Raw genomic sequence first — 16,671 nt, forward strand, 5'->3', positions numbered from 1 at the left:
GAGGTAACACATGAGGCGCTTTCGCTGGATTCACCTACTTGCATTGCCCTCCTTGCTCGCGGCTTGCGGCGGAGAGCCCGACGGCGAGCAGGCGTTCGAGAACGGGGATGCGTACGATCCCTCGTCGGTCGTCACGCCGGAGCAGAACGAGACCCCCGCGTTCTGGTTCGTGGAGCTCGAAGAGGCGCCGCTCTTGCGCGGCGGGTCGGAGTCGTTGCTCCTCCAGCAAAAGGTCGTCTTCAAGGCCGAGGCCGAGAAGCGGGGCATCCCGTTCACCGAGCGGCTCTCGTTCCACCGGCTGTGGAACGGGCTTTCGATCCGGGTCGCGCCCGAGCACGTCGCGGACCTCGCGCGGATTCCCGGCGTCAAGTCGGTGTGGCCCGTGATCCCGATCCAGCAGGAAGACACGCCGGACGACAGCGGCGGCGCGCAGATGGACATGGCGACGGCGATCGCCATGACGGGCGTCGACGTCGCGCGGAACCAGCTCGGGCTCACGGGCGAGAAGATCCGCGTCGGCATCATCGACAGCGGCGTCGATTACGATCACCCCGATCTCGGCAACGGGTGCTTCGGTCCGGGGTGCCGGGTCCAGTACGGCTACGATTTCGTCGGCGACGGGTTCCAAGCGGGTGTCGCGGGGGCGTATGCCATTCCCGACGCGGATCCGGACGATTGCGGCGGGCACGGCACGCACGTCGCCGGCATCGTCGGCGCGAACGGCGGGATCGTCGGCGTCGCGCCGAACGTCACGCTCGGCGCGTATCGCGTGTTCGGCTGCGCGGGGTCGACGAACCCGGACATCATGATCCAGGCGATGGAGCGTGCGCAGCAGGACGGCATGCGTGTCGTCAACATGAGCATCGGCTCCGGCTATCAATGGCCGCAGTATCCAACGGCCGTCGCGGCGTCGAACCTCTCGATGAGCGGCACCATCGTCTCCTGCTCGGGCGGCAACAATGGCGACCGCGGCGTCTGGGCCACGGGCGCGCCCGGCGTCGGGACGAACGTCATTGCCTCGGCCTCCGCCGAGAACACGCATATCGCACAGCCCTCGTTTGCCATCACGCCGGATGGCAAGGCCATCGGGTACAACGCGGGCACGGGCGTGCCTTTCGCGCCGTTCACGGGCACGTTGCCCCTGGTGGCCACGGCGACACCAAATACGATCGCCACGGACGCGTGCAACGTGAATCCGCCGGCGGCAGGAAGCCTCATGGGCAAGGTGGCGCTCATCAAGCGCGGCGGCTGCACGTTCTTCGAGAAATCGAAGAATGCGCAGGCCGCGGGCGCCGCGGCGGTCGTCGTGTACAACAATGCGGCCGGCGCGCTCGTCCCCGGCGTCACGATTCCCACGGGCTCGCCGGCAGGGACGACGCCCGTGGGGGTCCCGGTCGTCGGAATCACGATGGCGGACGGCGACCTCATCGCCCAGCGCATGGCCTCGGGCGCGGTGTCCTTGACGTGGACGGACGACACGGTCACCTCGCCGAACAGCCTCGGCGGGCGCATTTCGTCGTTCAGCTCGTGGGGCGCGGGGCCGGACCTCTCGTTCAAGCCCGACCTCACGTCGCCGGGCGGGTCGATTTATTCGACGTATCCGCTGGAGCTCGGCGGGTTCACCTCGCAGAGCGGCACGTCGATGGCCTCGCCGCACACGGCGGGCTCGATTGCGCTGCTCATCGAGGCGACGGGCGAGACGAATTTCGAGGCGATTCGCGCCCGGCTCCAGAACACGGCGCAGCCGCTCCTCTGGGGCATCGATCCGACGCAGGGCATCCTCGACAGCGCGCATCGGCAGGGCGCGGGCCTCATCCGCGTCGACCAGGCCGCGCTCACGAAGTCCAGCGTGTGGCCGAGCCGCATTGCGATCGGTGAGACGACGGAGCCCACGACGCACACGATCACGCTGAAGAACGACACCAACGAGCCCATCACGTACGACGTCTCGCACCAGCCGGGCGTCTCCACGGTGGGCACGTACGGCACGCCGCAGGCGCTCTCGCAGCCGACCGTGCCGCCGAGCGCGACGTTGAGCGCGCAAAGCGTGACGGTCCCGGCGCACGGCACGGCGACGGTGGACGTGACGATCACGCCAAACCCGAACCTCGCCGACCGGGGCGTGTTCGGCGGCTTCGTCCAGTTCGCGCAGACGGGCGGCAATGCGACGCTGCGCGTGCCGTACATCGGCCTCAAGGGGGACTACCAATCGATCGTCGCGCTCGTCCCGACGGCGCAGGGCTTCCCCTGGTTGTCGCGACAGAACAATTCGACCAATCCGCCGACCTACAACAAGGAAAATGGGGGCGCCGTCTTCACGATGTCGGGGTCGACCAACGTGCCGAACGTCACGGTGCACCTCGAGCACCAGGTGACGTCGGTGAAGGTCGACATCGTCGAGGCCGCGGGCCTCCAGAAGCCCTGGGGCACCGCCTACACGTACACGTACGTCGGCCGCAATGCGGATCCGACAGGCACGTATTCGTTCGCCTGGAATGGGACCACCACGGTCGGCAAGAAGGTGGTCACGGTGCCGAATGGCAATTACGTGATGAAGATGAGCGTGCTGAAGGCGCTCGGCGACGCGAACAACCCGGCGCACTGGGAGACCTGGACGTCGCCGTCGTTCAAGGTCGAGCGGCCCTGAATCTCGGCCCGTGGGGGGCTCCCGCCCCCCACCTCGTCGAAGCCGACGTCACGCCTCCGCAGGTCGAAATGGAAACTCCAGCGTGAACGTCGCCCCGCGGCCCGGACCCTCGCTCTCCGCGACGAGGGTCCCGCCCATGGCGCGGGCCACAAGCGCCGAGGCGTGCAGCCCGAAGCCGTGGCCGCCTCTCCGCGTCGTGAACCCGTGCTGGAAGATCCTCGTGAGCAAGGCGGCGTCGATCCCCACGCCATTATCGATGATCTGAATGCGCACCCGGTCCTCCGCCGGCCGCGCGAGCCGCACCCCGAGGCGCTTGTCCTCGCCCCCGCGCTCGCCGAGCGCCCATTTTGCATTGCCGAGGAGGTTCAGGACGATCTGCAGCACCTTGTGCTTGTCGCAGAGCGCCCGTGGCAAAGGCGAGAGCCCCCGATCGATGATCACTCCGCTGCGCCCGCTGCTCGGTACGGCCATGCGCAGCGCGTCCTCCAGGACCGCCGCGAGATCCACCGACTCGTCCAGGTTCGTCACCGTGGCATAACTCTGCTGGAAATCGACGACCGCGCGGATATGCGCCACGTGCCCCTCGAGCGCGCCCACCAAGGAGAGCAGCTCCGTCCGCTCGGCCGCGAGGTTCTGGCCGAGCTTCCCGAAATACTCCGGCAGCCTGCGCCCGCGCTCGTCATTCGAGAAAAACCCGGCCAGGTCCGCCTTCTGCGCCTCCAGCATCTCGGCCGCCTTGAGAAGGGGATCGACCCGCAGCGCCCGCAGCCGCTCCGCGAGCATCGCGCTCGCGGTGTTCAGGTTGTTCAGCATATTGCCCACATTGTGCAGAACGTTGGAGGCGATCTCCGTCATGCCCGCCTGCCGCGCGAGTTCGAGCGAGCGCTGCTGCGCCTCGCGGAGCTCCGCCGTGCGCTCCTCCACCCGCCGTTCGAGCTCCTCGTTGGACCGCCGGAGCGCTTGCTCCTGCCGTTCGAGCTCGGCGTTCGCCGCCGAGAGCTCCGCCGTGCGCTCCTCCACCCGCCGTTCGAGCTCGTCGCGCGCCACGCGCAATGCGCCCTCGCTCCGCGCGAGGTCCTTCATCGATGCGTCGAAGGGCAGGAGAATACGCCGGTAAACGAAGGCGCCGAGCAAGAGCATCAGGGCCACGGTCCCCACCGGCAACGCCCGCTGCGCCTGCCCGAGCCAGCGCAGATCGGGCCCGGCGCGCTGGCGGATGTCCGCGTCGAGTGTGACGAGCGCCTCCGCGAGTCGCTGCGACGCCGTCTGGAATCGCTCGATATCGGGGTTGTTCCTGAGCGATTGGTTGTCCGAGCGGAGCACACGCACGGCGCTCGTCCGCACCTCGGCCCATAAAGGCTCCATGGCGGCGAGCCGCTCCTTCGTCGCCGGATCGTCCTCGGCGACGAGCGAGACCTCCGCGCCGCCGATATGCGCCTTTCCCCCTGCCGCAGCGCCGCAAAATTCTTCGAGAGCTGCGCTTCGAATTCCTTGGCCAGCTTTCGCTGCCGGAGCAAAAGCTCCCAGTCGGACGTGGAGAGCCCCACGACCGCGAGGTACGTCGTGCTCGCGTAGCGATCCAGGAGATCCCGCGTGGCGTCGGAGGCCGAAAGCAAGAGGCGGCTTTGCTCGGTGCGGCGGCCGATCTCATGCACCGCTATCAGCGAGGCGAGCTGCAAGGCCACGCTCACGGCGACGAGCACCACGAAGGACCGGACGAGGCTGGGCATGCTCGCGCGAGGCGGCGAGCTCATCGGATCGCCGCGATCCCCGCCTTCTCGGCGGTGATCTTCATCAAGCGGTGGTCATCGTACGCGGCGTCCTCGACCTTCACGAACCGCGCAATGAATGCCGCGTCGAGCAGCCGCTTCCCCTCCGGCTCCTGGTGCATGCCGAGGAGCGTCCGCTGGAGCGCGGCGCGGAGCTCCGCCGGCAGATCCGGCGAGACCACGACCGGGCTCACGGTCATGGGACCCAGGCTCTCGAGGACCCGCACCTCGCCCGCGCGGCCGATGCGCTTTTCGCGATCGTAATCGAGCACCAGGCTGTCCACCCAGCTCGCGTCCGCCTCGCCCGTGGCCACCATGCGGATCGACTCCTCGTGCGAGCCGGAGCGCACGATCTTGCTGAAAAAACCGCTCGCGAAGCCGCGCTCGATCAGGCGATGACGGGGCGCGTTGTACCCGGTGTGCGATCGCTCGTCATTGTACACCAAGGTGCGGCCCCGGAGATCGTCCAGCGAATGGTAGGGGCTCTCGTTCCGCACCACGAGATCCGCGAAGTACACGGGCCGCCCCCCATAACGAGGGTACGTCATGATGGGCGCGCCAACAAGCTCGGCGCGCGGGGTGGGCTCGTCGCGCAGCATGGTATAGGGAAATCCACAGATGAAGCCGAGCTCCACGGCGCCCGTCTGCAGCATGCTGTTGATGGTGCTGTAGGCGAGGCCCGTCGTGACCTCGATCGTGATCCCGTTTTTCCGGGCCAGATATTGCACGATCTCCTCGTAGAGGTTGACGCCGGACTCCGACACGAACGCCCCGCTCATCACCATGCGCATCGGGCGCGCGTCCTTCACGGGCGCCGCGCCGGCCACGAGGCCCGGGCGCTCGGGTGTGCGCGCGTCCGTGGGCTCGATCAAAAAGACGCCGATCGCCGTGGCCCCGACGAGCGCCCCCAGAAAGCCCCAGACGCCCAGCGATTTCAGGTACGCTCGCATGACGCGTCCCTCCCGCCCGGGCGGCGCCCCATGGCGAATGCAATGCCGCTCTGCAGCGTCCGTTGCGTCGATAACCCGGAAAATCCCTGCCCCAAGGCCACGAGCGTCTGCGCCACGTCGGGCCGGATCCCCGTGAGCATGATCTCCGCGCCGAGCAGGCGCGCGCCCTGCGCCATACGCACGATCTCATCGGCGACCACGGGCGTGACGCGCGGCACGCCCGTCACGTCCAAAATGGCGACACGCGCTCCGCGCGCCACGATCCCCTGCAAAAGCGTCTCCTGCGCCTGTTGCAACCGCGACGCCTCGAGCTCGCCGACGAGGGGCATGACCACGATATCGTCGGTGATGGGGATGAGCGGCGTGGAGATCGAGAGCAGCGTCTCGTTCTGCGCGCGCATGGCGTCCTCCCGCGCGCGCTGCTGTTCGATGGCCTCGTCGCGCTGCCGCTCCTCGGTAACGTCGCGCAGGAGCACGAGCGCCTCGTCGGCGTCGATGCCTGCGACGCGCGCCTCGAAATGGCGTGTCCCGCCCTTTTCCCCTTGCCGGAGTTCGAAACTCTGCGCGTTCCCGGTGTCGATGGCGAGCTCCACATACCTTCCCATCTGCGCGCCGAGCGCGTCCCCGAGCGCCGCGGAGATGGGCTCGCCCGGCCGGAACACGAGGATCGGCGCGGCGGCGCCGCGGGCGGGCTTGAAATCGCGGCACAGGCCGTCCCGCGCCACGACGAGCAGCGCGTCGGGCAGGGCCGTGAGGATGCCGCGGTTCTTCGCCTCGCTCCGCCGCAGATCGACCTCGGCGCAGGAGGAGCGCTCGGCCTGGTTCCATTTCTCGGTGAGCGCACAGGCGATCTGACGGACCTCCACCGGGTCGAAGGGCTTTTTCAAGATCAAGAAGCGGTCGGTCACGCCGAGCTTTTCCGTGATCTCGGCCCAGGAATGGTCCGAATACGCCGAGCAAATGACGGCCTGCAAGGTCGGATCCGCGGCCCATAGATGCGTCAGCGTCTCCAGCCCGTCCCACCCCGGGGGCATCCGCATATCGACGAAGGCGAGCGCATAAGGGGCGGCGACGCCGCGGGCTTGCCGCACCTTCTCCAGCGCCTCGGCGCCCTGTGAGGCGAAGGCGAGCTCGAAATCCAGCACGGGCGGCGCGGCGGCGCGGACGCCGAAAATCGATGCTTCCATGGCATCGAGCTCGAATGAGCTCCGACGAGGTTACAAAATTTCCAGGAAGTCGCGGTGAATGGCATCGCTGTCATCCACCACGAGGATGCGGCGATTGTTCGCTAGCATCGCGTCCATGCTTGCCCCCTGGACACAACCTCTCACGGAAATCCGCCCGCGTCCATCGAGCAATGCGTAAAAAACCTGCGCATGGACGGCGGGAATCGATCGATCTCGATCCATGTGGGACGTACCCGCACGCGTCGGGAGCGCGCCACGCTCGCATCCCGTTCGACGACCCGCGTCGAAATGCGCCCCTCTCTCAATCGAGGCGACCGATTCCTTTGACCCCCACCGTTCTCTGCTCCCTCGCGGCGCGGATCCCGAAGGCGAGATGGCTCGCGTTCGAGCGGGGCGCTTGTCGGGCCTGGGGACTTGCTTGGCACGACGGTCCGTCGCATGCTCCCGGCCCTCAACAGGACATGCACGGAGAAAACATGGCCAAGCTCAGCAAGGACATCGTCATCGTGGGCGCGAAGCGCACCGCGTTCGGGACGATGAATGGCGCGCTCAAGGGTGTCTCGGCGAACGATCTCGCGGCCCACGCCGCGAAGGCGGCCCTCGCGCAGGCCGGCGCGGCGCCGGGCGACGTCGGGCACGTCGTCGTCGGCAACGTCATGCAGACGAGCGCCGACGCGATCTACTGCGCACGCCACGTGGGCCTCAAGGCAGGCGTGCCCATCGAGGTCCCGGCGCTCACGGTGAACCGGCTGTGCGGCTCGGGCTTCGAGGCGGTCGTGCAGGCGGCCCAGCTCCTCCTGCTCGATGAGGCCGACGTGGTGCTCGCGGGCGGGACCGAGAACATGTCGCAGGCGCCGCACGTGCTGCGCGGCGGGCGCGAGGGCTTCGCGTTCGGCAAGGCCCCGGCGCTCGAAGATTCGCTCTGGAGCGCGCTCACCGATAGCTACGTGAATTCGCCGATGGCCATCACGGCCGAGAACCTGGCCACGAAGTACGGCATCTCGCGCGCCGAATGCGACGAATACGCGCTCCGCAGCCAGAAGCTCTGGGCCGCGGCGAACGAGGCGGGCGCGTTCAAGGACGAGATCGCGCCGATCGAGCTGCCGGGCAAGCGCGGGGCGCCGCCGGTCTCGTTCGCGGTGGACGAGCACGCGAGGCCGCAATCGACGCCCGAGGCGCTCGCCAAGCTCGCGCCGGTGTTCAAGAAAGACGGCACGGTCACGGCCGGCAACGCGAGCGGCATCTGCGACGGCGCGGCCATGCTCGTCGTGACCACGGCCGAGAAGGCGCGCGAGAAGGGCTGGACGCCGCTCGCGCGGCTCCTGCAATGGGCGTCGGCGGGCGTCGACCCCTCGATCATGGGCATCGGCCCGGCAGCCGCCATTCCCAAGGCCCTCGAGCGCGCGGGCGTCTCGTTCGACGCGGTCGACCTCTTCGACGTGAACGAGGCGTTCGCGCCGCAATGGCTCGCCGTGCAGAAGGAGCTGAAGATCCCGCTCGACAAGGCGAACCTGAATGGCGGGGCCATCGCGCTCGGCCACCCGCTCGGCGCCTCGGGCGCGCGCATCACGGCGAACCTCGTCCACACGCTGCGCCGCACGGGCAAGCAGATCGCCGTGGGCAGCGCTTGCATCGGCGGCGGGCAAGGGATCGCGGTCGTCCTCGAACGAATCTGATCGGGAGGAGCGGCGAGGCCATGGCCCCATTCAACCAAGAACGCGAGGCCGACGTCGTCATTGTCGGCGCCGGCCTCGCGGGCCTCTCGGCGGCGGACGCGCTGGCTCGCATGGGAAAACGCGTCGTCGTGCTCGAAGCGCGGGATCGCGTCGGCGGGCGCACGCTGGGCCGGGAGATCGGGGGCCGTGTCCTCGACCTCGGAGGGCAATGGCTCGGCGCGGGGCAACGCCGCCTCGGGCGCCTCGCTGCCGAGCTCGGCGTCGCGACATTTCCAACGTACCATTCCGGACAGAAAATCCTGGTGCGGGACGGGCGCGTCTCGACGTATGCGGGGACCATTCCCTCCTTGCCCGTGCCGGGGCTCGTCGCGCTGCACCTCGCGCTGCGCAAGCTCGACGCGCTCGCGGCGCGGCTGCCCGAAGGAAGGCCGCTCGCCGCAGCCGAAGCTTCGGCGTGGGACGAAACAACGCTCGAAACCGCCGCCCGCGAGCTTCTCCCGCGCGCCGACGTACGCGAGCTCTTCGACGCGGCAGTGCGGGTGGTCTTCGGCGCCGAACCGCGCGAGATTTCAATGCTGTATTTCCTCGCGTACCTGCGCGCGGGCGGCGGCCTCATGCGCCTCGTGGAAATCGAGGGCGGGGCGCAGGAGCGGCGTTTCGTGGGCAGCGCGCAGGAACTCTCGATCCGGCTCGCCGCGCGGCTCGGGGACGCGGTCGTGCTCGCCGCGCCGGCGCGGCGCATCGAGCAGGACGGGCGCGGCGTGGTCGTGACCTCGGACGAAGTCGTGGTGCGGGCGCCGTACGTGATCGTGGCCGTCCCTCCGGCGCTCGCGGGTCGCATCGAAGTTCGCCCGCTCCTGCCCGTCGTGCGCGACCAGCTCACGCAACGGATGCCGATGGGCTCCACGGTGAAATGCATTGCGGTCTACGATCGGCCTTTCTGGCGCGAGGCGGGGCTCTCGGGGGAGGCCGTGACGAGCACGGGGCCGATGTCGGTCGTGTTCGACAATGGCTCGCATGACGGCGTGGTGCATTCGCTCCTCGGGTTCGTCGTGGGGCAAAAGGCGCGCGTCTTCTCGGAGAGGCCCTTGGAGGAGCGGCGCGCGGTGGTGCTCGGGAGCCTCGGCCGCATGTTCGGCGAGCGGGCGCTCCGGCCGAGCGAATACGTCGAATTCGACTGGTCGACGGAGCCATGGTCGCGCGGCTGTCCCGTCGGGGTGATGGGGCCCGGCACGATGACCGGCGTGGGGCGCGCGCTGCGCGAGCCGGTGGGGCGAATCCACTGGGCGGGCACCGAGACGGCGACGGAATGGACGGGCTACATGGAGGGGGCGCTCGAATCGGGCGAGCGCGCGGCCGGTGAGGTGGGGGCGAGGTTCGAGGGCCGAGACGAGGAGCATTTCGTCCCCTCCTGACGAAAGCCTGACTGGACGTCCCGTCCACGTTCGGGCACGCTCGGCCCATGAGCGTCGAGGAGACGTGGGTGGGCAGGCACTACGTTCGATTCGAGCCTGGTGATCTCCTCGTGATGGAGTTCCACGGGCCGATCCTGCCCGGCGAGATGGCGGCGCTCGCGCGTTTGACGGACGAACGATTGCTCGCGCGGGGCCGGCTCTTCGTCCTGTGCGACATCTCCGACGCGGGCGGGTTCAGCCACGGATCACGGCACGAGCTGCGGGATCGGCCTCGAAAGCTCCCTCCGCATTTCGTCGCGTACGTGGGCGCGCCTGCCCCCGTTCGCGTGGTGCTCGATCTCGTCATTCGCGCCACGAGCTCCCTCACGGGTGCGAAGATCGCCCACCGCTTCTTCGAGACACAGGCCAAGGCACGCGCCTGGCTCGGAGAGATGCACACGAAGGCCGCGTGAGGGCTGCACGGAAATGTCAGGACCCGACGCTCATTTTCCCGTGAGGAGCCACCGCAACGCCTCGGCCTCCGTCGTGAAAAACGAATACAGCGGCAACCCCGTCTCGACCGAGAGCCTCTGAATCTGCATACGCCCGAGCGCGCTGCTGACGAGGTTCGCCGCGCGCACGAGGCCGTTCTCCCGCGCGTGGGTCATCGTCTTCTCGACGAACGCGCTCACGTCGGGCTTTTGCGGCGGGAAGTTCGAGATATTTGCCAGGACGTACCAGGGGTTGCCGAGGAGCGGCTTCGTCTTGCGCTCGAACTCTTCCCAGTAGCCCTTGCCGTCTCCGACGTCCCAGAACCCCCACACGTCGACGCGGACCACGTTCGTCGCACCATCGACCGTGACCAAAAACCCCTTTTTCGCGACCTCCCGCACCGGGGACGGAGTCGGCTGTGGGCGCGAAGCCGGCTGCGAAACGGAAGCCGGCGCCTTGGGTTTGGCGGATGAAACTTGCTCCTGCAACGCACGCACGCTCTCGCGCACGAGGTCCGTGAGCGCCGTGATGGCCACGCTCGCCCGCGGAAAACGCGCCGCCACCGATTTCGCGGTCACGCCGGCGAACCAGACATCGAACCCGGGAGGGAGATCCACGCGCTTGCGGCGCTTCGCCCGCGCCTCCGGCGATTCTAGCGGCCCGTCGGAGATGTCGGCCGCGAGCAGGATCGGCGAGCCGTCGCGCTCGAGCTCCTCGGCCCAGTACGGCTCGCCGACGAGCAATTCATAGGCGAGCTGGCCGAGCGCATAAATATCGGCGGCCGGGCCCACGTCCTGCGCAGCCTCGACCTGCTCGGGCGCCATATAAAGCGGCGTGCCGAGGATGCCGCGGGTCGTGATGCCGTCGACGACGGGATCCACCGTCTTCACGACCCCGAAATCGAGGACCTTGATACAGGGCGTGCCGTCGTCGCGCCACGAGAGGAAGATGTTCTCCGGCTTGAGGTCGCGGTGGACGACGCCCGCGGCGTGGAGCTTGTCGAGGGCGACCGCGGTCTGGGTGAGATAACGGAGCACGTCTTCGAGGGCGATTCGAACGCCCTGGTCGAGGAGCGCGCCGAGGTCACGGCCGCGGAGCAGCTCCATCACGAGGAAAGGCAGCTCGGTGCCAGGATCGATGCCGACGTCGAGGATCCGGACGATGTGATCACTCTCGATCGCGCCCGTCGCCCGCGCTTCGAGCTCGAAGCGCTTGCGGCCCTGCTCGCTCGTCACGAGATTCGGGAGCATGACCTTGAGGGCGCGCCGGCTCGAGGTCCTCTCGTCGACGACCTCGTAGACCGTGCCCATGCCGCCGGACTTGATCGCCCGGATCACCCGATAACGGCCGTGAAAAATGGTATCCGGGGGGAGGAGCGCGGGGCGTGGGAGCAACATGGCGGACAGGTGACGCTACCAACGCCCCCGCGCGGCGACAAGCGATCGCCGTGGCCTCTCAGGAGAGGCGCTTCGGCTCGCCCTCGCCCTCGCCGAGGACGTCGCCGAAGGACGACGCCGAGGGGCCCGCGAGGCGGCCGAGACGCTCGGCATAATGGAGCAGCAGCGTGCGGTTGTCCGAGACGGCGAGGTTCTGGATCTCCAAAGCGCCGATGCGATCTTCGGGGGTGAACGCGGCCTCGGTCTTCTCCATGGAGAGTTTTTCGGGCGCATACGCGCTCTTCTCGGCGCGGGTCTCGAGGATCGTGTAATCGTCGCCGCGGCGGAGCGAGAGGCGCACGATGCCGCTGATCGGCGTCGCGACCCAGCGGGCGAGCGACTCCTTCAGCATCATCGCCTCGGGGTCGTACCACTTGCCCTCGTAGAGGAGGCGGCCGAGGCGGCGGCCGAGCGTGCAGTAGAGGTCGGTCGTGTCCTCGTTGTGCGTGGCCGAGAGCAGGCGCTCGTAGGCGATGTGGAGCAGCGCCATGCCGGGCGCCTCGTAAATGCCGCGACTCTTCGCGCCGATGACACGATTCTCGATCTGATCACTCATCCCGAGCCCATGCCGGCCACCGATCTCGTTCGCCGCGACGATGAGCGCGAACAACGACGAGAATCGAGCGCCGTTCAGCGCGACGGGCACGCCCTCGGCGTATTCGACCGTGATCTCCTCCTCGGCGATCGCCACGTCCGAGCGCCAGAAAGGCACGCCCATGATCGGGTTCACGATCGTCATGCCCTTGTCGAGGAACTCGAGGTCCTTCGCCTCGTGCGTCGCGCCGAGGACGTTCGCGTCGGTGCTGTACGCCTTCTCGGTGCCCATCGGGTACGGCATGCCGATCGAATCGAGGTACTGCGCCATCTCGGTGCGGCCGCCGAAGGCGTCGACGAACTTCTGGTCGAGCCAGGGCTTGTAGATTTTGAGCTCGGGATCGACGAGCACGCCATAACGGTAAAACCGCTGGATGTCGTTGCCCTTGTGCGTGCTGCCGTCGCCGAAGACGTGCACGCCCTCCTCGCGCATGGCGCGAACGATGGCCGTCGAGGTGACGGCGCGGCCGAGGGGCGTCGTATTGAAGTATTTGCGGCCCGCGGTCGAGAGGTGGAACGCGCCGCACTGGAGGGCGATGATGCCCTCGCGCGCCATGGACTCGCGGCAATCGACGAGCCGGGCCTTTTCAGCGCCGTGCGAGATCGCGACGGGCGGGATGTCCGCCGGGGTCTTCTCGTCCGGCTGGCCGAGATCGGCGGTATAACAATGGACGCGAAGGCCCTGGCGCGAGAGCCAGGCCACGGCCGTGCGCGTGTCGAGGCCCCCGGAGAACGCAATGCCGAGCGCGGTGCCCGACGGAGGAAGGGTGCGGTAGATGCGGCTCATCTCGCCGCGTGCGATAGCAGGCCACGACGCGCCGCGAAAGACCTTTGTTGTTGCTGTCCCGAGGGGGACCGCCTCGCGTCCCCCTCTCGGCCAGGCGGAGCCCGGCCGATTCACCCCCCGAGGCGAGTTCGCTGCGCGATCTCGTAGAGCAGCGAGTGAATCGCTGCTCTACTCGTCCCCGACGAGCCCCTCGCGCCGCCCCATCTCGTAGAGCTTTTCCTTGAGGTGCTGGAAGCGCTTGCGCAGGCGCGCGGCCGCTCGTTTCCGCTCGTCCGCCCCGAGCGGTGGCGCGTCCTCGCCGTGGAGCACGACCGCGAGGTCGTCCCACGAGAGCTGCCGATCGACGCGAAGCATGAGGAGTTCTTGCTCCTCGGGCGGCAAGCGCGCCCGGAGCTCGGCGAAACGATCGCGGCGTTCGGTGCGGAGGTAGGAGCGCGTGACGGTGCGGACCTCGGCCTCGATCGCCGAGAGCGAGGAGCTCTCCGGCAAGGGGACGACCCGCGCGGCGCGGCGTTTCTCCGCGCGTCGGAAATCGAGGGAGGACGTGCGCGCCACGGCGTACGCCCAGGTGCGGAAGGAAGCGTCCCAGCGAAAGCTCGGCAGGCTCTTCCAGAGCTTCTCGGCGAAAAGGGAGAATACCTCGGAGGCGTCGGTCTCGTTGCGGTGGAGCGCCGCGACGAACTCGAAGATCTCGGGGCCGTAGGCGCGCAGGGCGACGGACGTGGCGGCGCCGATGTCCCCGCCCTCGGCGAGGCGGCGAATGTCTACGTCGATCGTGCGCCTTTTGTCCGCGTCCATGCGTGGTGAGGCGCGAGCCCGGAGGGCTCTGCGCGGGCGATCCATCTTGCCCGTCGGGCCGTCGCTTGGGAAGTGCTCTCCCGCGCGAAACGGCGCTGCCGGATGGTATGCTCGCGGCGGTCCATGCCAGGCGAGCCCTTGTCCGGACGCACGGGCGACGTGCGACGGGACGTCGACGACGAAGACGACGACGCTGCCCTGTCGTCCTCGTCCGAGGACGGCGAGGGGCCGATCACGCCCGATCCCTTCCTGGCGAAGATCGCGCGAATCCCTTCTCGCGAAGCTCCCCGCGCGCCGGCGACGTTGCCGCGCCCCGGCGAGCGCGTGGGGCGCTTCGTGGTCCGCGAGGAGATCGGCCGCGGCGGGATGGGCGTCGTGTTCGCCGCGACGGATCCCACGCTCGGCCGCGAGGTCGCGCTGAAGGTGCTCCTGTCGGAGGACGAGGAGCGCAAGCGTCGGCTCTTGCGTGAGGCGCGCGCGGCCGCGGCGCTCGGGCACGCAGGGGTCGTGGCGATCTACGACGTCGGCGAGGATTGCGGCCGCGCGTTCATCGCGATGGAGCGGCTGCGCGGATCGACGCTGCGCGAGCGGCTCGACGCGAGGCCAAAGGACACGCCGGCGCTGCCGCCGGACGAGGCGCGGCGCGTCGCGAAAGATCTCGCCCGCGCGCTCGCGAAGGCGCACGGGCGCGGCCTCGTGCACCGCGACCTCAAGCCCGAGAACGTGATGATCGAGGGCGACGGGCGGCTCACTCTGCTCGATTTCGGGCTGGCGAAGGCGACCCACGTGGAGATCGATCCGGTCTCGGTGGCCACGGCCGACGGCGCGATCATCGGCACGCCGAGCTACATGTCGCCCGAGCAAGCGGGGGGAAAGCCGGTCGACGCACGGAGCGACGTCTTCTCGTTCGGCGTGATGCTCTACGAGATGCTGACGGGGAAGCGGCCCTTCGTCGGAAAAAACGCGGCCGCCGTGCTCGCGTCGATCGAAGGGTCGGAGCCGACGCCGCCGTCGACGATCCGCGCAGGCGTCGATCCCGATCTCGAGCGCGTGGCGCTGCGGTGCCTGCAAAAGGAGCCGCACGCGCGGTACGAGAACGCCGGGGCGATCGCGCGGGAGTTCGATCACGAGGCGCAAGGGAAGCCGGGAAGGAAGCGTTTCCTGGCCCCGGCGGCGCTCGGGGTGCTGCTCTTGATGCTCGGGGCGGCGATCGGTGCAGCGAGGCTCCGCGGCGCCGAGCGAGCCGCGGAGCCTTCGGCGCAACCTCCGGCGAGCACGGCTCTCGCTGCGACGAACGCGCATGCGCCCGTGGTCGCGACGGATCTGCCAAGCTCGTCGTCACGGAGCGAGGAGGCGCGCGCCGCGTACCGCGCGGGGCTCGAAGCGTTCCGGGCCGGCGGCTCGTGGGGGCCGGATTTTCAGCGCGCGATCACGCTCGATCCGGGGCTCGCCTCGGCGCACGTGCAGTACGCGGCGATCGGGATGGCGCAGCACCTCGACGGCGTGCGCGAGAGCTTTCGGCAAGCGCGGGCGAAGAGCGACGCGCTCTCGCCGCGGGACCGCGCGCTGCTCGACGCGATCGAGCCGGTCGTGCAGCGCGAGCCCGCCGACTGGGCCGAGGCGAGCCGCAGGCTCGGGGCGATGATCAAGGACCATCCGGGCGACGCGCAGCTCTGGTACTTCCTCGCGCTCGGCCGCGGCAACTTCGACGACTTCCAGGCCGCCATCCAGCACCTCCAGCGCGCGATCGAGCTCGATCCGCAGTTCACCCGCGCGCTCAGCTCGCTGGCCGTCTTCGAGGCGTACCGCGGTCGCTTCGACGAGGCGCAGAAGGCCATCGATCGATGCCTGCAGGTCGCGCCGGACGCGATGGCGTGCCTGTCGTACCGCGCGCGGCTCGAAGGGTACGCGGGCCGATGCGCCGCGATGGAGTCGACCGCGCGGCAGATGATCGCCCGAGGCGCACAGGCGCACGTCTCGTACCCGCTGCTCGCCGACGCGCTCGCGTCGCGGGGCGAGCCGAGCGCGACGGTGGAGGAAGCGCTGCGGCACGCGGGCAAGCAAGTGGACGAGCTGCCCAAAGGAACGGCGGAGCTCGTGCGGAACCGCGTGCTCGTCGTGGGCGCGATGCGCACGGCCGCGCTCTATGGCGACTTCGAGGAGGCGCTCGAACATGCGCAGGCCCTCGGGCGGAAGGCGGAGGGGAGCGCGCGGCGCAACGATCACGGAATCGCGGCGCGCGCGGTCGCGGAGCTCTTGCTCGAGTCGGGGAAACACGCGGAGGCCGGGGCGGTCGCGATCGGGTATCTCGATCGTCAAGGCGCGTGGGAGCCCGATCCGAACGCGGAGGACTCGGCCCTTTCGAACGACGCGACGCCCGCGTTGCTCGTGACGGCGCGGCGGGCCGGGGCGATCACACGCGAGGGCCTCGCGTCGCGGCGGCGCGCGTGGCTCGCGGAGTGGTCGGCCCGCGTGACGCCGGCTGCGCGCAGTTATCTGTGGCTGCACGGCTGGGCGGCGACGACGATCCTGGCAGAGGACGCGCGCGACGCGCTCGCGGCGCTCGCGGAGCACGGGCCGCTGCCGCCGTATGTACCGGGCACGCTGGTGGGCGCGTCGGCGGGCGTGACGTTTCTGCTCGGCGGCCGGCTCGACGAAGCGAAGCGCTGGCTGATGCAGGCGGCCGGGAGCTGCTCCGCGCTGAGTTTTCCGATGGCGCACACGCGGGCGCATCTGTGGCTCGGGCAAGCGCTCGAAGCGTCGGGGGACACGCTCCGCGCGTGTGCGTCGTACCGAACGGTGCTCGATCGATGGGGGCGCGCGCGGCCGCGGAGCGTCACGGCGGACGAGGCGCGCGAGCGGTCGACACGGCTCGGGTGTACACGCTGAACTTTTTTCGTCACGCGCGCCTGGGCTCTACGTCGATCTCCCTGAACGGACC

The 16,671-nt window shown here is 69.2% G+C and carries 12 protein-coding genes; 5 read left to right on the plus strand and 7 right to left on the minus strand.

Annotated elements, in window-relative coordinates; translation table 11 throughout:
- Positions 1-10: 10 nt before the first annotated feature.
- Positions 11-2,647, plus strand: coding sequence for a S8 family serine peptidase (locus tag E8A74_RS08850; protein WP_136928514.1), 2,637 nt, complete (start codon positions 11-13; stop codon positions 2,645-2,647).
- A gap of 48 nt (positions 2,648-2,695) precedes the next feature.
- Here E8A74_RS08850 and E8A74_RS08855 read toward each other — a convergent pair whose 3' ends face one another.
- From E8A74_RS08855 to E8A74_RS54660, 4 genes are all read right to left on the minus strand, one after another.
- Positions 2,696-4,012, minus strand: a complete 1,317-nt coding sequence (locus E8A74_RS08855) for a sensor histidine kinase (protein WP_136928515.1) — start codon at positions 4,010-4,012, stop codon at positions 2,696-2,698.
- Positions 4,013-4,397: 385 nt separating this feature from the next.
- The gene (locus E8A74_RS08860) at positions 4,398-5,366 is read right to left on the minus strand and encodes a phosphate/phosphite/phosphonate ABC transporter substrate-binding protein (protein ID WP_136928516.1); all 969 of its coding nucleotides are present in this window, start codon (positions 5,364-5,366) and stop codon (positions 4,398-4,400) included.
- Positions 5,351-6,553: a response regulator gene (locus E8A74_RS08865; RefSeq protein ID WP_232379449.1), complete on the minus strand. Its 1,203-nt coding sequence runs from the start codon at positions 6,551-6,553 to the stop codon at positions 5,351-5,353. The genes E8A74_RS08860 and E8A74_RS08865 overlap by 16 nt, the downstream gene beginning before the upstream one ends.
- A 30-nt stretch (positions 6,554-6,583) precedes the next feature.
- Complete coding sequence (locus E8A74_RS54660; RefSeq protein WP_232379450.1) at positions 6,584-6,775, minus strand: hypothetical protein; 192 nt, start codon at positions 6,773-6,775, stop codon at positions 6,584-6,586.
- Positions 6,776-7,029: 254 nt separating this feature from the next.
- Between E8A74_RS54660 and E8A74_RS08870 the strand changes: the two genes are divergently transcribed.
- Genes E8A74_RS08870 through E8A74_RS08880 form a run of 3 tightly spaced genes read left to right on the plus strand, consistent with a single transcriptional unit; the run spans position 7,030 to position 10,096 of the window.
- On the plus strand, positions 7,030-8,229 hold the full coding sequence (locus E8A74_RS08870) for an acetyl-CoA C-acetyltransferase (RefSeq protein ID WP_136928517.1): 1,200 nt from the start codon (positions 7,030-7,032) through the stop codon (positions 8,227-8,229).
- Between the two features lie 20 nt (positions 8,230-8,249).
- Entirely contained in the window at positions 8,250-9,644 is a 1,395-nt protein-coding gene (locus E8A74_RS08875) for a flavin monoamine oxidase family protein (RefSeq protein WP_136928518.1), read from the plus strand.
- 47 nt (positions 9,645-9,691) lie between these two features.
- Positions 9,692-10,096 carry a SpoIIAA family protein gene (locus tag E8A74_RS08880; RefSeq protein WP_136928519.1) on the plus strand — a complete coding sequence of 135 codons (405 nt, stop codon included), beginning with the start codon at positions 9,692-9,694 and terminating at the stop codon, positions 10,094-10,096.
- 30 nt (positions 10,097-10,126) lie between these two features.
- Here the strand turns inward: E8A74_RS08880 and E8A74_RS08885 are convergent, their stop codons facing one another.
- The 3 genes from E8A74_RS08885 to E8A74_RS08895 all read right to left on the minus strand — a co-directional run bounded on the left by E8A74_RS08885 (position 10,127) and on the right by E8A74_RS08895 (position 13,730).
- Complete coding sequence (locus tag E8A74_RS08885; protein ID WP_136928520.1) at positions 10,127-11,512, minus strand: serine/threonine protein kinase; 1,386 nt, start codon at positions 11,510-11,512, stop codon at positions 10,127-10,129.
- A gap of 58 nt (positions 11,513-11,570) precedes the next feature.
- Positions 11,571-12,932 carry an argininosuccinate synthase gene (gene argG, locus E8A74_RS08890; RefSeq protein ID WP_136928521.1) on the minus strand — a complete coding sequence of 454 codons (1,362 nt, stop codon included), beginning with the start codon at positions 12,930-12,932 and terminating at the stop codon, positions 11,571-11,573.
- Between the two features lie 168 nt (positions 12,933-13,100).
- Entirely contained in the window at positions 13,101-13,730 is a 630-nt protein-coding gene (locus tag E8A74_RS08895; protein ID WP_170228975.1) for an RNA polymerase sigma factor, read from the minus strand.
- A gap of 159 nt (positions 13,731-13,889) precedes the next feature.
- Here E8A74_RS08895 and E8A74_RS08900 point away from each other — a divergent pair, with 159 nt between their 5' ends.
- A complete protein-coding gene (locus E8A74_RS08900; protein WP_170228976.1) occupies positions 13,890-16,619 on the plus strand; it encodes a serine/threonine-protein kinase in 2,730 nt (909 codons plus the stop codon).
- The last annotated feature ends 52 nt before the right edge of the window (positions 16,620-16,671 follow it).

The organism is Polyangium fumosum, from assembly GCF_005144585.1.
Taxonomy (GTDB): domain Bacteria; phylum Myxococcota_A; class Polyangia; order Polyangiales; family Polyangiaceae; genus Polyangium; species Polyangium fumosum.